At 52.3% G+C, this 15,161-nt stretch carries 14 protein-coding genes; 6 read left to right on the forward strand and 8 right to left on the reverse strand.

All coding sequences use genetic code 11. The annotated features are described in order from the left end of the window. Positions 1–30: 30 nt before the first annotated feature. Genes LOS79_RS10115 through LOS79_RS10125 form a run of 3 tightly spaced genes read left to right on the forward strand, consistent with a single transcriptional unit; the run spans position 31 to position 1,502 of the window. Positions 31–369, forward strand: a complete 339-nt coding sequence (locus tag LOS79_RS10115; RefSeq protein ID WP_315418934.1) for a cupin domain-containing protein — start codon at positions 31–33, stop codon at positions 367–369. A gap of 16 nt (positions 370–385) precedes the next feature. After that, complete coding sequence (locus LOS79_RS10120) at positions 386–769, forward strand: cupin domain-containing protein (RefSeq protein WP_315418937.1); 384 nt, start codon at positions 386–388, stop codon at positions 767–769. After that, entirely contained in the window at positions 747–1,502 is a 756-nt protein-coding gene (locus tag LOS79_RS10125; protein WP_397386788.1) for a class I SAM-dependent methyltransferase, read from the forward strand. The genes LOS79_RS10120 and LOS79_RS10125 overlap by 23 nt, the downstream gene beginning before the upstream one ends. Before the next feature lie 58 nt (positions 1,503–1,560). On the opposite strand, the gene LOS79_RS10130 is transcribed toward LOS79_RS10125, so the two are convergent. From LOS79_RS10130 to LOS79_RS10165, 8 genes are all read right to left on the reverse strand, one after another. Then, a complete protein-coding gene (locus LOS79_RS10130) occupies positions 1,561–1,881 on the reverse strand; it encodes a hypothetical protein (protein WP_315418941.1) in 321 nt (106 codons plus the stop codon). Between the two features lie 36 nt (positions 1,882–1,917). Beyond that, positions 1,918–2,451, reverse strand: a complete 534-nt coding sequence (locus tag LOS79_RS10135) for a metalloprotease family protein (protein WP_315418944.1) — start codon at positions 2,449–2,451, stop codon at positions 1,918–1,920. A gap of 18 nt (positions 2,452–2,469) precedes the next feature. Then, a complete protein-coding gene (locus LOS79_RS10140; protein ID WP_315418946.1) occupies positions 2,470–3,516 on the reverse strand; it encodes a tetratricopeptide repeat protein in 1,047 nt (348 codons plus the stop codon). 200 nt (positions 3,517–3,716) lie between these two features. Further along, the gene (locus LOS79_RS10145; RefSeq protein ID WP_315418948.1) at positions 3,717–5,174 is read right to left on the reverse strand and encodes a glycoside hydrolase family 1 protein; all 1,458 of its coding nucleotides are present in this window, start codon (positions 5,172–5,174) and stop codon (positions 3,717–3,719) included. 40 nt (positions 5,175–5,214) lie between these two features. Further along, positions 5,215–7,113 (reverse strand): beta-glucoside-specific PTS transporter subunit IIABC, encoded by a 1,899-nt coding sequence (locus LOS79_RS10150; protein WP_315418950.1) that lies wholly within the window; start codon positions 7,111–7,113, stop codon positions 5,215–5,217. Between the two features lie 117 nt (positions 7,114–7,230). After that, on the reverse strand, positions 7,231–8,064 hold the full coding sequence (licT, locus tag LOS79_RS10155; protein ID WP_315418952.1) for a BglG family transcription antiterminator LicT: 834 nt from the start codon (positions 8,062–8,064) through the stop codon (positions 7,231–7,233). 861 nt (positions 8,065–8,925) lie between these two features. Beyond that, positions 8,926–9,879, reverse strand: coding sequence for an EamA family transporter (locus tag LOS79_RS10160; protein WP_315422125.1), 954 nt, complete (start codon positions 9,877–9,879; stop codon positions 8,926–8,928). Positions 9,880–10,150: 271 nt separating this feature from the next. Continuing rightward, the gene (locus LOS79_RS10165; RefSeq protein ID WP_315418955.1) at positions 10,151–11,365 is read right to left on the reverse strand and encodes a hypothetical protein; all 1,215 of its coding nucleotides are present in this window, start codon (positions 11,363–11,365) and stop codon (positions 10,151–10,153) included. A 148-nt stretch (positions 11,366–11,513) separates the two neighbouring features. Here LOS79_RS10165 and LOS79_RS10170 point away from each other — a divergent pair, with 148 nt between their 5' ends. From LOS79_RS10170 to LOS79_RS10180, 3 genes are read left to right on the forward strand one after another with little or no spacing between them, the layout of a single operon-like run. After that, positions 11,514–12,266 (forward strand): hypothetical protein, encoded by a 753-nt coding sequence (locus tag LOS79_RS10170; RefSeq protein WP_315418958.1) that lies wholly within the window; start codon positions 11,514–11,516, stop codon positions 12,264–12,266. A 14-nt stretch (positions 12,267–12,280) separates the two neighbouring features. Beyond that, the gene (locus LOS79_RS10175) at positions 12,281–13,969 is read left to right on the forward strand and encodes a vWA domain-containing protein (RefSeq protein ID WP_315418960.1); all 1,689 of its coding nucleotides are present in this window, start codon (positions 12,281–12,283) and stop codon (positions 13,967–13,969) included. 32 nt (positions 13,970–14,001) lie between these two features. Continuing rightward, positions 14,002–15,141, forward strand: coding sequence for a toxic anion resistance protein (locus LOS79_RS10180; RefSeq protein ID WP_315418963.1), 1,140 nt, complete (start codon positions 14,002–14,004; stop codon positions 15,139–15,141). The last annotated feature ends 20 nt before the right edge of the window (positions 15,142–15,161 follow it).

Below are 15,161 nucleotides of genomic sequence, written 5' to 3' on the forward strand. Positions count from 1 at the left end.
GAAATCATTCAACATATACAGGAGGACGACATGAGTGGAATTACCGCAGGAACTGTATTTCATCTGCAGGATTTAATTAATATCCGCCCCTTCCAGATCTCGAGCCGCACCTTGTCCCTGAACCATCTGGCCGGCAGCTCCGGTGAAGCCCCTGAATGGGTGCTCTATGCCATGGCTGCAGGAGAGACAATTAGTTCCGAGACAGCTCCCAGATCCAAGATTATTCATGTTCTGGAGGGTGAGCTGCATATGCTTGTGGCGGAGCTGCCCTGCCATTTAACCTCAGGAGCGTCGGTCATCGTTACCGCAGATACCTGGCATGAATTCGCTGCGCACAGCAGCTGCAAATTTATACAAATCAGCCTATAACACGGAGGTAACCCTTATGGAACAAGAGAACTATATCAAACGATTGCCGCAGGCCGAAGTTATGGATCTGCGCAAGATCATCACGGTCGAGGAGCAGCAGGTGTCCAGCATCACCCTGGTACAGCGGCCGAGTCTGGCAATGACACTGATCTCACTGGATAAAGGGTCATCGATCGGTGGACATTCCTCCCCCGGTGATGCCATGGTCAACCTGCTCTCCGGAGAAGCCCGGATTACTATTGCCGACAAGGAATACACCGTTTTGTCTGGAGAAAGCATTATTTTGCCGGCTAATATTCCCCATGCCCTATACGCTAACGAAGCTTTCCAAATGCTGCTGATCGTAGTGAAGCCTGAGAAGAAGGAGCTGAGACATGTTGAAAAAGGAAGTCGGTCATAATTTCCTGGCAAGACTGGGCAAGAAACGGCTGCGCCCCGGCGGTGTCGCAGCGACGAACTGGTTGATAGAGCATGCGAAGCTGAGCAACAACAGCAAAGTACTGGAAGTGGCGTGCAATATGTGTACTACGTCCATCCAGCTTGCCCGGGAATATAAATGTCAGATTACAGGGATTGATATGGACCCGCGGGCACTGGAGAAGGCAACGAAGAATATCAAGGATGCCAATCTGGAAGGGTATATCCAGGTCAGACAGGCAAATGCAATGAAGCTTCCGTTCGAGGATAACAGCTTTGATGTAGTCATTAATGAAGCCATGCTGACCATGCTGAATCAGGCAGCGAAGCAGAAGGCGGTCGCTGAATACTTCCGTGTGCTGAAGCCGGGTGGCGTTCTGCTTACACATGACATCACCTTTGCCAAAGAGAATATGGCCGAAGAGCTGGCGGAGCTGCGCAAGACGATTCACATCAACGTAGAGCCGCTGCCGGTAGCCAGCTGGGAAGGCCTCTTCTACTCCGCCGGATTCAAGCAGGTAGACCATGCTAACGGCACCATGTCGCTGATGAGCATCAAGGGGATGATCCGTGATGAAGGTCTGCTGGGTACGCTGCGGATCTTCAAGAATGCAATGAAGCGGGAGAACCGTGAACAGTTCAAGAAGATGTACAGCTTCTTCAATACTACCGGCAAGGATTTGAATTATATCGCCGTATGCAGCAGCAAGTCTTAATTATGTAAGCAAATAAAGAGGTCCCGGGCAGCAGTCACTGCTCCGGGACCTTATTTGCTTACGCGCTTTGCTCCGTAATGGACGCCATGACCTCTGCCGTTACATCTTTTCCGCCCCTCAGGTTCGTAATGAGCGCACCTATCGTATAGATCGGCCCCCAGGGAATCCCCCACCAGCCGACAATAGCGCTGAGCAGCGTGAACTTAAGCCCCGCAGTAACGGCATTCCCGTCCGCCCTGATGAAGTAGATGTCCGAGCTGCGTCTGAACGTCATCAGGATGATTGAAATGCAATAGGTGTAAATGACGAATCTGCCGCCCTGCTGCACCTGGCTCTCTATACTTCTGTAATCCATATTCTCGATCCCTTTAATATTCATCCGGCTTCCCCTTACTTATTATAGTAACTTCTGCAATCATGCTAATAGATTAATGAGCAAATACGGAATACCTGTCGCCACAGCGAAACCATAAATAAGATCCAGCCACAGAACAGAGCCGAATGAAAAGAGATAGATGAGACCGACAATGGGGGTCATTACTATTTTCACCAGCCAGGAGGTCTGCTTGTCCTTGACACTGTTCCATATATTCTTCGCGTCGCCGGTGCTTGGAATCGAATGCATGGCAATGGATACACCAAGCCAGATCAGGATGTAATCGACAATTGTCGGGCTTCCGAACCGCATAACCGGAATAGCTGCAGGTAAAGCGATTAAGGCGCCTATAAGCGAGTTGATGAAGAACGGGCCAAGGCCGATCCAGATTTGGTGCGAGTTCTTCCTCGGGTGCTCATGCACCACATACCCTGACGGATTGCCGACCCGGAAATAGCAGACATCCAGAACGGAGGTGCGGAAGAGCCGGCAGAACAGCTGATGGGCGAATTCATGAACAATCACACCCGGAAACGTAATTATGCTAATGATAAATCCCGGAATAAAAAACATCGATACCCTCGCCTCCGATTAGTCCCGCCACGCGGTTGTCTCATTAAAGACCGAATTCAGCTTATCCAGCTCCTGCTGGCTGTAATCCTCCCGGCCCGGCAGCAGGCCCGCCAGGCGGTCACGTTCATCCAGGCGCTGATTATAATGATTGGCTAGCGCCAGATTCGCGATATATGCCCCGCTGTCCGGATTCAGCTGATAGGCCTTCTCTGCATCGCGCAGCCCCTGCTCATCCTTATGCTGCTTCAGCTCAATCCGGCTCAAGGCAAATAAGGCACGGTCACTCTCTACGTTCCTCGCAAGCACAGACTCTGTTATACCGGTAGCCTGGTCGTATTGCTTCAACTCCCGGTAAGCGGCGGCAAGCAGCAGCTCCGCATCATCGAACCCCGGCTCCGTCTCCTGCAGCTTCAAGATTACTTCTTCAACCTTAGCAAACTGCTCCGCATCGAAATAACTGTCCGCCAAATAATAGCGCCCGGAGGCGCTCTCCGGATGGTCCGCTATGTATTTCTCCAGATTCGCAATCCGCAGGCTTAGATCCGCTTCCGCATAAATACCCTGCAGCTCATCATCTGAATAATAACGGCGGTCCAGCTCATCAATCGCATTGTTGATTTCATCGGCTATCACTGCATTCTCGGCTTTTTCCCCGCCGATCTTACTGAACACCTGAACCGCTTCGTTAATTCCGCCTGCATGATAGTAAGCCAGGAACAGCCGGGCAGTTATCTTGGTTGAATCGGGATACCGCTCTGCCGCCTGTTCGAACTCATGCACTGCCGTCCAGTTCTTATGCCCGGCATAGGCTTCTTTCCCCCGCTGGTAGTGAATTCCGGCAGCCAGTGAAGACGGGAATAACGTCAGCGCATAGATAAGCAATAGGGCGACTCCTGCCGCAGTCCCCTTGATCCACAGCGGCACCGGCCGTTTCGCCAGCTGTGTCCGGCATTCATGGCATAAGGGTAACTGGTACTCCGCTTCAACATCCCATCTTCCGCAGCTCTGACATCTGTTTTCTTCAAACTCTTGTTGAACCCGGTCCTCTGAAGACATGGATCCCATGCAAGGCTTCAACCCTTTCTGTAGCGAATGTGTACTGCTTCAACACGCCTTAGCATAATATGTATTTTCCGGGACTAATTGTACAGTCTGCACAGGTCCGGCAACAATGATAAATCTCCCTTAAAATAATAAAAAAAGCAGCCCTGCGAGCATTTGCTCTGCCTGGCTGCTTTTTGTATATTTACAGATGATTATCACAGTTAATCCAGCTGGGCTCCGCCACTCGCAATTACTTTTTTGTACCAGTAGAAGCTGTCTTTGCGTGCTCTGGCCAGTGTACCGTTCCCCTCATTATCCTTGTCAACGTAGATGAAGCCGTAGCGCTTCTTCATTTCCCCTGTGCCGGCACTGACCAGGTCGATACAGCCCCATGGAGTATAGCCGATCAGCTCTACACCATCCGCCAGCGCCTCTCCCATCGCTTTAATATGCTCCCGCAGATACTCAATCCGGTAATCGTCTTTGATGCTTCCATCCGCTTCAACGTTATCTACGGCCCCAAGGCCATTCTCTACAACCATCATCGGGATGCCGTAGCGGTTGTAAATATGATTCAGCGACCATCTCAGCCCCTGCGGGTCGATCTGCCATTCCCATGCGCTGGCCTTTAGGTAGGGATTCTTCAAGCCCATCGACAGGTTGCCGCCGATCGCTTCCCGGTCCGGATCAGCACTGACACAGGTGGATGAATAATAGCTGAAGGTATAGAAGTCTACCCGGCCGTCCTTCAGAATCTGCTCATCCCCCTCCTGCAGCTGAAGCACGATGTTGTTCTCCTCGAAATACCGTTTGGCAAAGCCCGGATACGCGCCTCTGACCTGAACATCGGAGCAGAGGAAGTTGCTGAGATTATCCTTCTGCTGCGCGAGCAGCACATCCTCCGGGTTACAGGTCAGCGGGTAGGAGCACATGTATGCAATCATGCAACCGATGCGGAAACCGGGATTAACGGCATGCCCCAGCTTCACCGCTTTGGCACTGGCAATGAACTGGTGATGCAGCGCCTGATACCGCAGCTGTTCGTTATCGCCGGCCGCCGAGGTGCCCAGCTCCGCATTACCCTGCGGCATAATGGCTCCCGCCAGGAAGGTGCCGAACGGCATCGTCAGAATATTGATCTCGTTGAAGGTCAGCCAGTACTTCACCGTATCCTTATACCGGTTGAAGATCACTTCACAATAACGGACATAGAAATCAACAGTTCGGCGGTCTCCCCATCCGTTGTAAGCTTCAGCCAGGTGGAACGGTGTTTCATAATGGGAGATTGTAACAAGCGGCTCGATATTATGCTTACGCAATTCAGCGAACACCCGGTCGTAGAATTGAAGTCCTGCTTCATTCGGCTCCGCATCATCCCCGTTCGGAAAAATCCGCGACCAGGCTATCGATAAACGGAATACCTTGAAGCCCATCTCGGCAAACAGGGCGATATCCTCCTTATAGCGGTGATAGAAATCAACAGCCTCATGGCTCGGATAATTAGCTCCGGCTTCCAGCACCGGTGTAATTCTTCTCGATACCGTATGGGTTCCGGCTGTAATTACATCTGCTGTACTCAGGCCTTTGCCCTCTGCATCGAAGCCGCCCTCCAGCTGGTTGGCAGCGGTTGCACCGCCCCACAGGAAATCCTCGGGAAATTCCGCATAAACCTTGCTCATCTATAATTCCTCCTCATAATGGCTGTTGTTTGGACTGCAATCAGATCATAACGGTCAGCAGATTCTCCTTATAATCAATGCTCTTCTGCTCCGTCTCAATCACATCAAGATAATCACCGGAATTCGAAATGATGACTGGCGTAGTCAGCGTATACCCGGCCTCTTTAATCGCCGCAACGTCAAACTCCATCAGCAGCTGGCCTTTTTTGACGGCATCGCCCTGCTTCGCCTTCGGGGTAAAGTGCTTGCCCTTCAGCTTAACGGTATCCTTGCCGACATGAATCAGAATATCTACTCCGTTGTCACTCGTGATGCCGATGGCATGACCGGAAGCGAACAGGGTGGTCAGAATACCGTCTACCGGCGAATACACCTTGCCTTCCTGCGGTTCAATGGCAATGCCTTTACCCATCGCACCGGTCGAGAAAGCTTCATCAGTCAGCTCAGACAGTGCCCGGATCTGGCCCTTCAGCGGACTGCCGACAGTCTCCTGCTTGACCAGCGTGCTGCGCGGAGAACCTGTGCTCTTGCCGTCAGCCACCTCTTCATCCTTGAAGCCGGAGAAGAACACGAGGATGAATCCGAGGATAAAGCTGATCACAATCGCTGCAATTGCACCGTAGAAGCCGTTGTCCATTCCGTCAGGACTGATATAGCTCGGAATGCCGAAAACGCCCATCCCGCCGAGAATGTAACCTTTGGTGCCCATCAGGCCGATAATCCCCCCGCCGACTGCCGCAGCAATGCAGCTAAGTACAAACGGCTTCTTGCGCGGAAGTGTAACCCCGTAAATAGCCGGCTCGGTAACTCCGAAGATCCCGGAGATGATTGCCGGAATGGACAGCGATTTGAGCTTGACGTTCTTGGTCCGCAGCAGAATGGCCAGTACCGCACCGGTCTGGGCAAACGAAGCACCGAAGGAAGCCGCCAGAATCGGATCGTACTTCAGCACAGCCATGTTGTTGAGCGCAATCGGTACAAGGCCCCAGTGCAGGCCGAAGATAACGAATACCTGCCAGAATGCGCCGACCAGCAAGCCTTCAATAACCGGGCTAAGATTGTACAGGAACAGGGTGCCTTCGCCAAGCAGCTGTCCTGCCCAGGTGGAGACCGGGCCGATAGCAATCAGAGCAAGCGGTACAGTAACCAGCAGAGTGAAGAACGGAACCAGGAAGGTACGCACCACGCTTGGAATTATCTTTTTGAAGAAGCCTTCCAGCTTGGAGCCTACATAAGTAGAGATGATAATCGGAATAACGCTGGATGTATAAGACATCAGAATAACCGGGATTCCGAGGAATGTAATATAGACCGGCGATTCAAAAATCGTTCCGCTAAACAGCGTATACAACGGCTCGGCCGTAGCCATGGTGCTGCTGAAGGTCGGGTACACCAGGGTAGCCCCGATAGCCATTCCGATGAAGATATTTGCGCCGAATTTCTTAGCAGCCGTATACCCCAGGAAGACCGGGAAGAAGTAGAACAGGCAGTCGCCCAGTGCATTCAGGATCTGATAAGTCCCTGAGGTATTGGTGATCAGCCCCATGGTGACGAACAGGGCAGTGAAGCCTTTAATCATCCCTGTGGCACACAGCACGCCAAGCGTCGGGGAGAATACGCCGGAGATCATGTCGATGAACCGGTTGAACAGGCTTGTTTTCTGGCCGGAGCCCTCTTCAGCCGCACCTTCCTGGAAGCCGCCCACAGACATAACCTGGGCATATACTTCAGGCACATGGTTGCCGATCACAACCTGATACTGGCCGCCGCTCTGAATGACGGTCACGACGCCATCCATATTTTTCAGCACATCCGTATTTGCCAGCGCTTCATTCTTCAGCTTAAAGCGCAGGCGGGTCACACAGTGGGATAAACCGTTTACATTTTCCTTGCCGCCGACATTTCTGACGATCTCTTTGGCCAGTGCATCATATTTCATAATGAGTCCTCCTAAATTCCTGATTAGTAAAAAACAGGCGAAACCATCACAGCAGTTAGTTCCCTGCCTGATTTGGTTTCGCCTGCATGACCAGTAACAATCCAAAGGTTGTTTGTATTAAGTTTGTCTTTGCGTCACACGCTGGATGTGAATCGTTAAGTACAGGATTTCCTCATCCAGCAGCTTCTCATTGAGATACTGCTCTATTTTGAGCACGCAGCTATGGGCTTTCTTGTATTTGGTCCTTACCTGCTTGAGGAGGAAATCATCCACCGCTTCACTTGGCTCCTGCTTGCGCGCCCGCTGGAAAAAGTACCGCAGATGGGTAATGAACCGTTCATAGCTGACAGACTGCTCATCAATCTCGTTGTTATAGGAATATTTAACAATATTGAGGATGTCGTCGATCTTCTGTGTCTGCCTGGCGACATCGGCAATTTTATGACCCGTGCCATTCATTTGCGCATTGATCAGGTGGAGGGCAATATTACCGGCTTCATCATCCGGCAGCCTTATCCCTGTACACTCAGCAATGATCTTCATGGCATTCAGCCCGATCCCGTATTCCTTGGGATAACAGCGCTGAATCTCCCAGACCAGAGGATTGGAATTGCGGATGCCCTGGTCCCATAGTCGGAGCGCATTGGTCAAATGATCTGTCAAGGTAACATAGATATAATCGCTTAACCTTGCTTTCAGGGACCGCTTGGCGTACTCAATAATATCGTAACATAAGGTCACATATTCAGCCGGCGCATCTGCCAGCAGCGCTTTGAATTTCTCGGACGCATCATTCTGCCTCAGTACGAAGGTCTTCTCGATGAGCGATTCATCCACCGGGTCACCGGCGTTCTTCTTGAAGCCGATTCCGCGTCCCATGACAACCAGTTCATCTTTGCCTGAATCCTTGGCAATGATGGCATTATTATTGAAAATCTTCTCGATAATCAACCATCTGCCCTCCCTTATCCCGAATTTCATCATCAATACAGGATGTAGACACCTGGCTGTAATACATTGGGCAACTTCCGTTCAGCTGTAACGGGCCGCCCGCCTTTCTGATTGATGTAGAGTGTTCAAGGAGCTCAGCAGCGTCCTGCAGGCCTTAACAACAAAGAAAGGCAAAACCCAAAACACGTGACCATGTTTTGGGTTTTGCCTTTTCAGTAACAATCCCAAATACAGAATAGCACTGAAATCCGGATTTGGCAACAAAAATGTTTACGCTTTCAATCTTGCTGTTTCAGTTGGCCGGATCTTCCCTTTTACAGAAAAATATCTGCCATAGGCTGAGTTAATTCAAGGGGCACTTCTGCCCTTAATTTCTGCTTCCCGCCCGGTTTCGGCGAATATAAGGGCACTTGTGCTCTTAATTCCTGCTTCCCGCCCACTTTCGGCGAATATAGGGGCACTTCTGCCCTTAATTTCTGCTTCCAGCCTACTTTCGGCGAATATAGGGGCACTTCTGCTCTTAATTCCTGCTTCCCGCCCGGTTTCGGCGAATATAGGGGCACTTGTGCCCTTAATTTCCGCTTCCCGCCCGGTTTCGGCGAATATAGGGGTACTTGTGCCCTTAATCTCAGCTTCCCGCCCACTTTCGGCGAATATAGGGGCACTTGTGCTCTTAATTCCTGCTTCCCGCCCGGTTTCGGCGAATATAAGGGCACTTGTGCCCTTAATTTCTGCTTCCCGCCTCAAGAAACAGAGCCGGATTCCCCACCCTTCCGGGGCGGATGAATCCGGCTCTGTGCCGCAGGGGTACATACTCTGCGGACGGATAACTATATAACCCGGCGCAGCACGCGCCTTGTCTTATTGAGAAGCTGCAACCCGGCCCTTCCCCCAGCGCAGCTTATACAGCTCAGGCAATACGACACCCAGCAGCACCAGCACAACGCCAATCCATTGCAGGCCGCTTACCTGCTCGTGCAGGACAAAGGACGAGAGCAGTACGGCAACCGGCAGCTCGGCTGCACCGAGAATCCCTGCCATGCCTCCGCCGATATGCGGAACCCCGATGGCGAACAGCACGGGCGGAATAAAGGCGCCGAACAGGCCGAGCAGGAAGCCGAACAGCAGCAGCTGCCCCCACAGCAGGCCGTTAAACAGGAAGGTTGGCGGGAACAGGATGAACAGCAGCAGCAGGCCGCCGGTAACCATCCAGGCGCTGCGGTAGGCCGGATGCGCAGACGGAACGGCCTTGCCGCTGAAGATAATGAACATCGAGTAGCTAACAGCTGACAATAACCCCAGAACCAGCCCTGTTGCATTGAATTCGGCAGCTCCCTGGTTAAGAATGCCGGCAGCGAGCAGTGTTCCGCCGAACAGCAGCAGCAGCGTCAGTACCGTGACCTTATCGGGGCGCTGGCGTTTGCTGACCGCCTGAATCAGCACGCTGATCCAGGTGAACTGGAAGAGCAGGATAATCGCCAGTGAAGCCGGTATGTACCGGAGCGACTGGTAATACAGCAAGCCTGTAACTACAGTCGGCGCACCGGCCAGCATCAGCAGCAGTCTGTGCTTCCAGGCCAGCTTCAGCGCCGGAGCCTGCCCGGAAGAAGCTGCGGCTGCATTGCGGCTGCGCTGCTTGCGGTTCTCCCTAAGCTTGGTAAACAGGGCGAGCAGCCAGGCGAGAATGCAGCCGGTAAGCAGCTGTGTTCCGACCACTTCTCCAAGCTTGTAGCCTTGCCCGTAGGCCAATACGACGATTGTAGATAAAATACCGTAGCTCATAGCGCCTACAAGCACGGAAATTAAGTATTTCATATCCTTCATTCTTATGATGCCTCCTGAATCTTCTGTGATTACTTCTGCCGCTAAACGCAAATAAACCTAACTCCGGGACAGGGACGCTGTTCATGCGGTCCTTGTCATCGTAGTTAGGAAGAGTAGGCTTCCTGTAGAAACCCTCGCCCTGATGTACCTGCCGGCTGCGAGGTTATACGAGAATACTATGTAATTAGCGGGTTAACGACTGTTCATATGTTACACGCCAAGTGAGCTGACGTCAACCCCTAATTCCTTAAAATTTGCAGATTTACGGGACATAAACCTCACTGACTGACTTCACCACAGATTCACTGACAGTTATCCTGCATGGAGGCCCCCAACTGGAAAACTGCTCATAATACGCAATAAATTCGTCTTTGCTAACACTCTTCTTCGAGCCTAAATTGTCCCGGTCGATCAGCTCATACTCCGTTTCCGCTGTAACTGTATAATGATCGTCAATCTTGTATTTATTAAGAATATAGAACCCTCCGGGCAAATCCTCCTCGGTAAGACCAAGGCCTGCAAAACGGGCGGAGTCTTCAAGTGTAAGCCACTCCACCTGATCGAAGCTCAGTTTGTCCCCCTCCCTCGCAAGGCCAGTCACATAACCTATGAGGCTGCTTACAGGCGTAACTGCGAAATCTTCAGCAGTTGCCTCATAGTTAATGACAAGCTTATCCCGGGACACAGGCAGGCCGATCTCGGTCTTGATGTATTGTACCGCTACCTGTACCGGATCAAGCAGCGCCGGCTCAGTCCCTGCATCTGCGCGTGCCTGCAGTCCGGCATAATAAGCTGCCGGACTCTCCCCCGTTTGCGGCACTGCGTAATATTCATTGCCGTTCGTATCCATCCAGCGTTCAACCGCCCAGATTCCCTGCTCTCCCCGCTTCACCGGCTGGGATAACAGCAGCTGGCTGGTATCTCCGCTCGTCAGCGGAAACTGAACCAGAATATGGCTGCCGCTGAACGTCTCATGCGGCAGCTTCCCCTGTCCTTCCAAAAACTTGCGCAGCGCCGTTTCCTGCCCGGCCGGCGTACCCAGATCATTCTCGCCGTTCCAGAGCTCCCCCAAATATTCCGGCGCGCTACTGCTGTAAGAGAACATCAGCACCGGCTTACCCATACTTCCGTCTTCCGTGATCTGGCCGTCCACAACCTGCATTCCGCCGGGCAGCATCACCTTATCCGGATCCTCTGGTGTGAGGCGGTATTCCAGGCGCCATAGCTTTACAGGTGCAGCCAGCAGATCTGAGAATTCAGCAATCTGCTCGAATTTCACAATCTTGCTGTCTTTGATGACCACCTCCGGCCATTCCCGCTGATATGACTCAATACTCTGCTTAACATACTGCTCAGCATAGTCCCGCTCCGTCAGTTCAGCAGGCTGCTGCGGATCTCCGGGCCATAACAGGACGGCAGCGGTAATTCCGCATATCCCCAGCAGTAATACGCTCCAAAACAGAGGTTTTCTAAACATATTCACTCCTCCTCATACACTTCTCTTTATCATATGGGAATAGTTTACATCTTTTGAGGCGGTCAGGTCTATGATGTAGTCCGCACACAGTATTTCTTGCAAATAACGAATCAAACAGAGCAGTAGGTAAATATACTCATTTAAGGGGGTGTTTATCCTGAATCATTCCAGACCTGCTATGCTGCTTGGCATCATTGCCGGAATTGTTGTCCTGAATATTGCCGTATTGTCACCGGGGCTCCTCGGAGTTGCCATCGGCGGAGACAGTACCCTTGAGACTGCAGCAGGTGTAACCCTTCTGATAGTCAGTCTGCTGATCGTCCTCTACGGGAGTTATACCCTGCTCTTCAACCCGCCTGTCATACACACTGCAGTCGCTCTGGAGACCCGTGAAGACTATATAACCGCGCTGAACCGCTACCGCAATGTACGTGTACTGAGTGAGGATGCAGCCCTGGCCCTGGATCAGCTGGAGCGGATTGATAAGAAGAAAAAAATACTGCTCCAGGTGCTGGACGGACGGTTTGAACGGACCGAGCTCAGCTTCAGGAAATTTAACACCGTAATTCAGGAGGTGGAGAAGCTGCTCTATCTGAATATCCGCAGTATCTTGAGCAAGCTCAGTGTATTTGACGCCGCCGAATTCGCACAGTTCACTGGTAAAAAGAACACCGGCAGATTCTCAAACGCCTTGCTTCAGAAAAAAAACACCTTGTATAACGAGTATTTTTCCTATGTTAAGAACTGCCTGGCCGCCAATGAAGAAATTCTGCTTAAGCTGGACCAGCTGCTGCTGGAGCTCTCCCGGCTTGGGAGCACAGATGCGGCTGCCGCGCTGGAAATGCCCTGTATGCAGGAATTAACGGCTCTGATCGGGCAGACGAAGCTCTATCAGCAGTAGAAAGGAAGATGACCATGGCCGGAAAAGGTAAAACCTTCATCGTGCTGGGCCTCATTGCTGTGACTGTCTTTGCACTTGTCTATTTCGGTATCAGCCTGACCTCTAATCTGGGTAAATCCAAGACAGAGATTACAGCAGAGGATGCGGATAAAGCACTGAACCGGATCTGCAGGGAGATACAAGTCAGCAGTGCGGCTCCGGTAAAAGGGCAAATTGATCTGGACCCGGTGTCAGTCAGCGATGCCCTGCCCGATATCTCCAAGTTTCCGCTTTCTGTGGACAGTAAGACGGACAGCTACGCAGAAATTTTTTCCTCGACTGAGAAATCCGGGACCGGCAACGACGGCTGGCTGAATGATGTGGCCGCTGATTTCAATTCGGCGGGGATCGTCGTGGACGGCAAGCCGGTCTCTGTCCGGGTCCGCAATATCGCTTCCGGGACGGCCGCCGATTATATCCGGTCCGGCAAGTACGTGCCTGACGCCTATTCTCCCTCGAACGAGCTCTGGGGAGAAATGGTCAAGGCCAGCGGCATCCCTGCTGAGCTCGTGGCCCAGCGGCTGGCCGGCAACGTTGCCGGAGTGGTCATGAGCAAGGCGAAATATGATGAGCTGGTAGAGAAATACGGCTCCATCAATGTCAAGACCGTTACCGACGCCATCGCGGCAGGTGAACTGGCGATGGGCTACACCGATCCTTTTGCCAGTTCAACAGGGCTGAATTTCCTGGTAACTGCGCTTACCACCTTCGACAGCAGTGATCTGCTGGGTGATAAGGCTGTTCAGGGCTTCGAGCGGTTCCAGGCGGGGATCCCCTTTATTGCCTCCACCACCCTGCAAATGCGTGAAGCTGCAAAGTCAGGCATGCTGGATGCATTTGTCCTGGAATATCAGACTTATATCAATGCCCCTGAACTGACAAGCGGTTATGTGTTCACCCCGTTCGGTGTACGGCATGACAGTCCGCTCTATGCCCTCGGCAATTTGCCGGCAGAGAAGCTTGCCATTATCCGGGAATTCGCGGACTTTGCCCTGCAGGAGAAGTACCAGAAATCTGCCGCAGCTAAAGGTTTTGGCGGTCTGAATGATTACGAGTCCGAGCTGAAGCCGGTTGACGGCATACTGCTCTCCTCTGCGCAGAAGCTGTGGAAGGAGAAGAAGAACGGCAGCACGCCGGTCGCTGCGGTATTTGTAGCCGATGTATCCGGCAGTATGGCCGGTGAGCCGCTGAACCGCCTGAAGGAATCGCTGCTGCAAGGCCAGAAGTATCTCGGCAAGGACAACAGCATCGGCTTTGTCTCCTACTCCAGTGAGGTGACTATTAATCTGCCGATTGCCAAATATGACACGAACCAGCGCTCCCTGTTCGTCGGGGCGGTCAACAGCCTGCAGGCGGCCGGGGGGACATCCACGTTTGACGGAATGGTTGTGGCCATGAAGATGCTCCAGGAGACACTCGCGCAGAACCCGGGAATGAAGCCGCTGATCTTCGTGCTCAGTGACGGGGAGACGAACGAAGGGCATTCACTGGACGAGATCAGAGGGCTGATTGAAAGCTACAAGATTCCGGTTTACACCATCGGCTATAATGCCAACATCAAGGCGCTCGAGAGCATCTCAAGCATCAATGAAGCTGCAAACATCAATGCTGATACCGATGATGTGGTCTATAAAATCGGCAATCTGCTCAACGTGCAAATGTAGAAGCAGGTTCATATTCCCGGAGGAGGTTCCCCATGTCATTTTCAATGGAAATACCCAGCAGAGAGAAGCTGAAATCCGTCATTGAAGCAGAGGTTCAGCCTGAGCCTGCCGAGGTTACGGAGCTGAAGGAGCAGGCAATCAGCAATGTCACCAGCATTCTGGAGCTTGATTTTTCCTCACTGGAGAAGCGCAAAGCGGTACTGCAGTCGATTGACAGCTTCGGAATGGGCACCATGCGCTCCTCATCGGAGACAAATGCACTGCTGCAGGTCTCTGTAGGCAATTTGTCCAAGACCGGCGACGAGGGCGGGCAGGTTGCCAAGGGGCTGACAGAGCTGCAGCTGCAGCTGAAGGATCTGGACCCGAGCGGGCTGGATTTTGCCAAAAGCGGGTTCCTGGGCAAGTTCTTCCATCCCCTGCGCAGCTATTTCGCGAAATACCAGAAGGCCGACAGCGTCATCTCGGATATTATTCTGTCCCTGGATAAGGGCAAAGCCGTTCTGAAGAATGATAATACGACACTTGAAATCGAGCAGCATAATCTGCGTGAGCTGACCAGACGGCTGCAGAAGGAAATTCAGCTCGGACTGCTGATGGATCAGGAGATTGAACGGCAGATAGAAGCCGCCGGACAGCGTAATGAAGACGCAGAGCGAATCCGGTTCATTACCGAAGAGGTACTCTTCCCGCTGCGGCAGCGGGTGATGGACCTGCAGCAGATGCTGGCCGTGAACCAGCAGGGCATTATGGCGATCGAGGTCGTCATACGCAACAACAAGGAGCTGATCCGCGGCGTTGACCGTGCGAGAAATGTTACCGTCTCAGCACTCAAAATCTCCGTTACGGTTGCCAGCGCCCTCTATAACCAGAAGATTGTGCTCAAAAAAATCGAGCTGCTGAATGAGACCACCAATAATCTGATCAGCGGCACCTCCAAAATGCTGAAGGATCAAGGCGCGGCGATCCACAAACAGTCGCTTGAGACCAGCATCTCTGCCGAAACGCTGAAGCAGGCCTTCAGTGATGTACTGTCCGCACTGGATTCCATCAGCTCCTATAAACAGGAGGCACTGCCTAAGATGCGGGAAACGATCAGCCAGTTCCGCGAGCTGGCGGACAGCGGTGAGCAGCAGATTCAGCGGCTGGAGAAAGGCAATACGCTGGGTTTATAAACTTACAACATTTATAAAAA

Origin of the sequence: Paenibacillus sp. MMS20-IR301 (assembly GCF_032302195.1) — a bacterium.
In the GTDB taxonomy this organism is placed as follows: domain Bacteria; phylum Bacillota; class Bacilli; order Paenibacillales; family Paenibacillaceae; genus Paenibacillus_AQ.

What these genes read in the sequence shown, in the direction of transcription:
- LOS79_RS10130 (WP_315418941.1), bottom strand. Translation starts at nt 1,881, where the DNA reads ATGAATATTAAAGGGATCGAGAATATGGATTACAGAAGTATAGAGAGC.
- LOS79_RS10135 (WP_315418944.1), bottom strand. Translation starts at nt 2,451, where the DNA reads ATGTTTTTTATTCCGGGATTTATCATTAGCATAATTACGTTTCCGGGT.
- LOS79_RS10145 (WP_315418948.1), bottom strand. Translation starts at nt 5,174, where the DNA reads ATGAGCAAGGTTTATGCGGAATTTCCCGAGGATTTCCTGTGGGGCGGT.
- LOS79_RS10140 (WP_315418946.1), bottom strand. Translation starts at nt 3,516, where the DNA reads ATGGGATCCATGTCTTCAGAGGACCGGGTTCAACAAGAGTTTGAAGAA.
- LOS79_RS10120 (WP_315418937.1), top strand. Translation starts at nt 386, where the DNA reads ATGGAACAAGAGAACTATATCAAACGATTGCCGCAGGCCGAAGTTATG.
- LOS79_RS10160 (WP_315422125.1), bottom strand. Translation starts at nt 9,879, where the DNA reads ATGAAATACTTAATTTCCGTGCTTGTAGGCGCTATGAGCTACGGTATT.
- LOS79_RS10150 (WP_315418950.1), bottom strand. Translation starts at nt 7,113, where the DNA reads ATGAAATATGATGCACTGGCCAAAGAGATCGTCAGAAATGTCGGCGGC.
- LOS79_RS10175 (WP_315418960.1), top strand. Translation starts at nt 12,281, where the DNA reads ATGGCCGGAAAAGGTAAAACCTTCATCGTGCTGGGCCTCATTGCTGTG.
- LOS79_RS10115 (WP_315418934.1), top strand. Translation starts at nt 31, where the DNA reads ATGAGTGGAATTACCGCAGGAACTGTATTTCATCTGCAGGATTTAATT.
- LOS79_RS10180 (WP_315418963.1), top strand. Translation starts at nt 14,002, where the DNA reads ATGTCATTTTCAATGGAAATACCCAGCAGAGAGAAGCTGAAATCCGTC.
- LOS79_RS10165 (WP_315418955.1), bottom strand. Translation starts at nt 11,365, where the DNA reads ATGTTTAGAAAACCTCTGTTTTGGAGCGTATTACTGCTGGGGATATGC.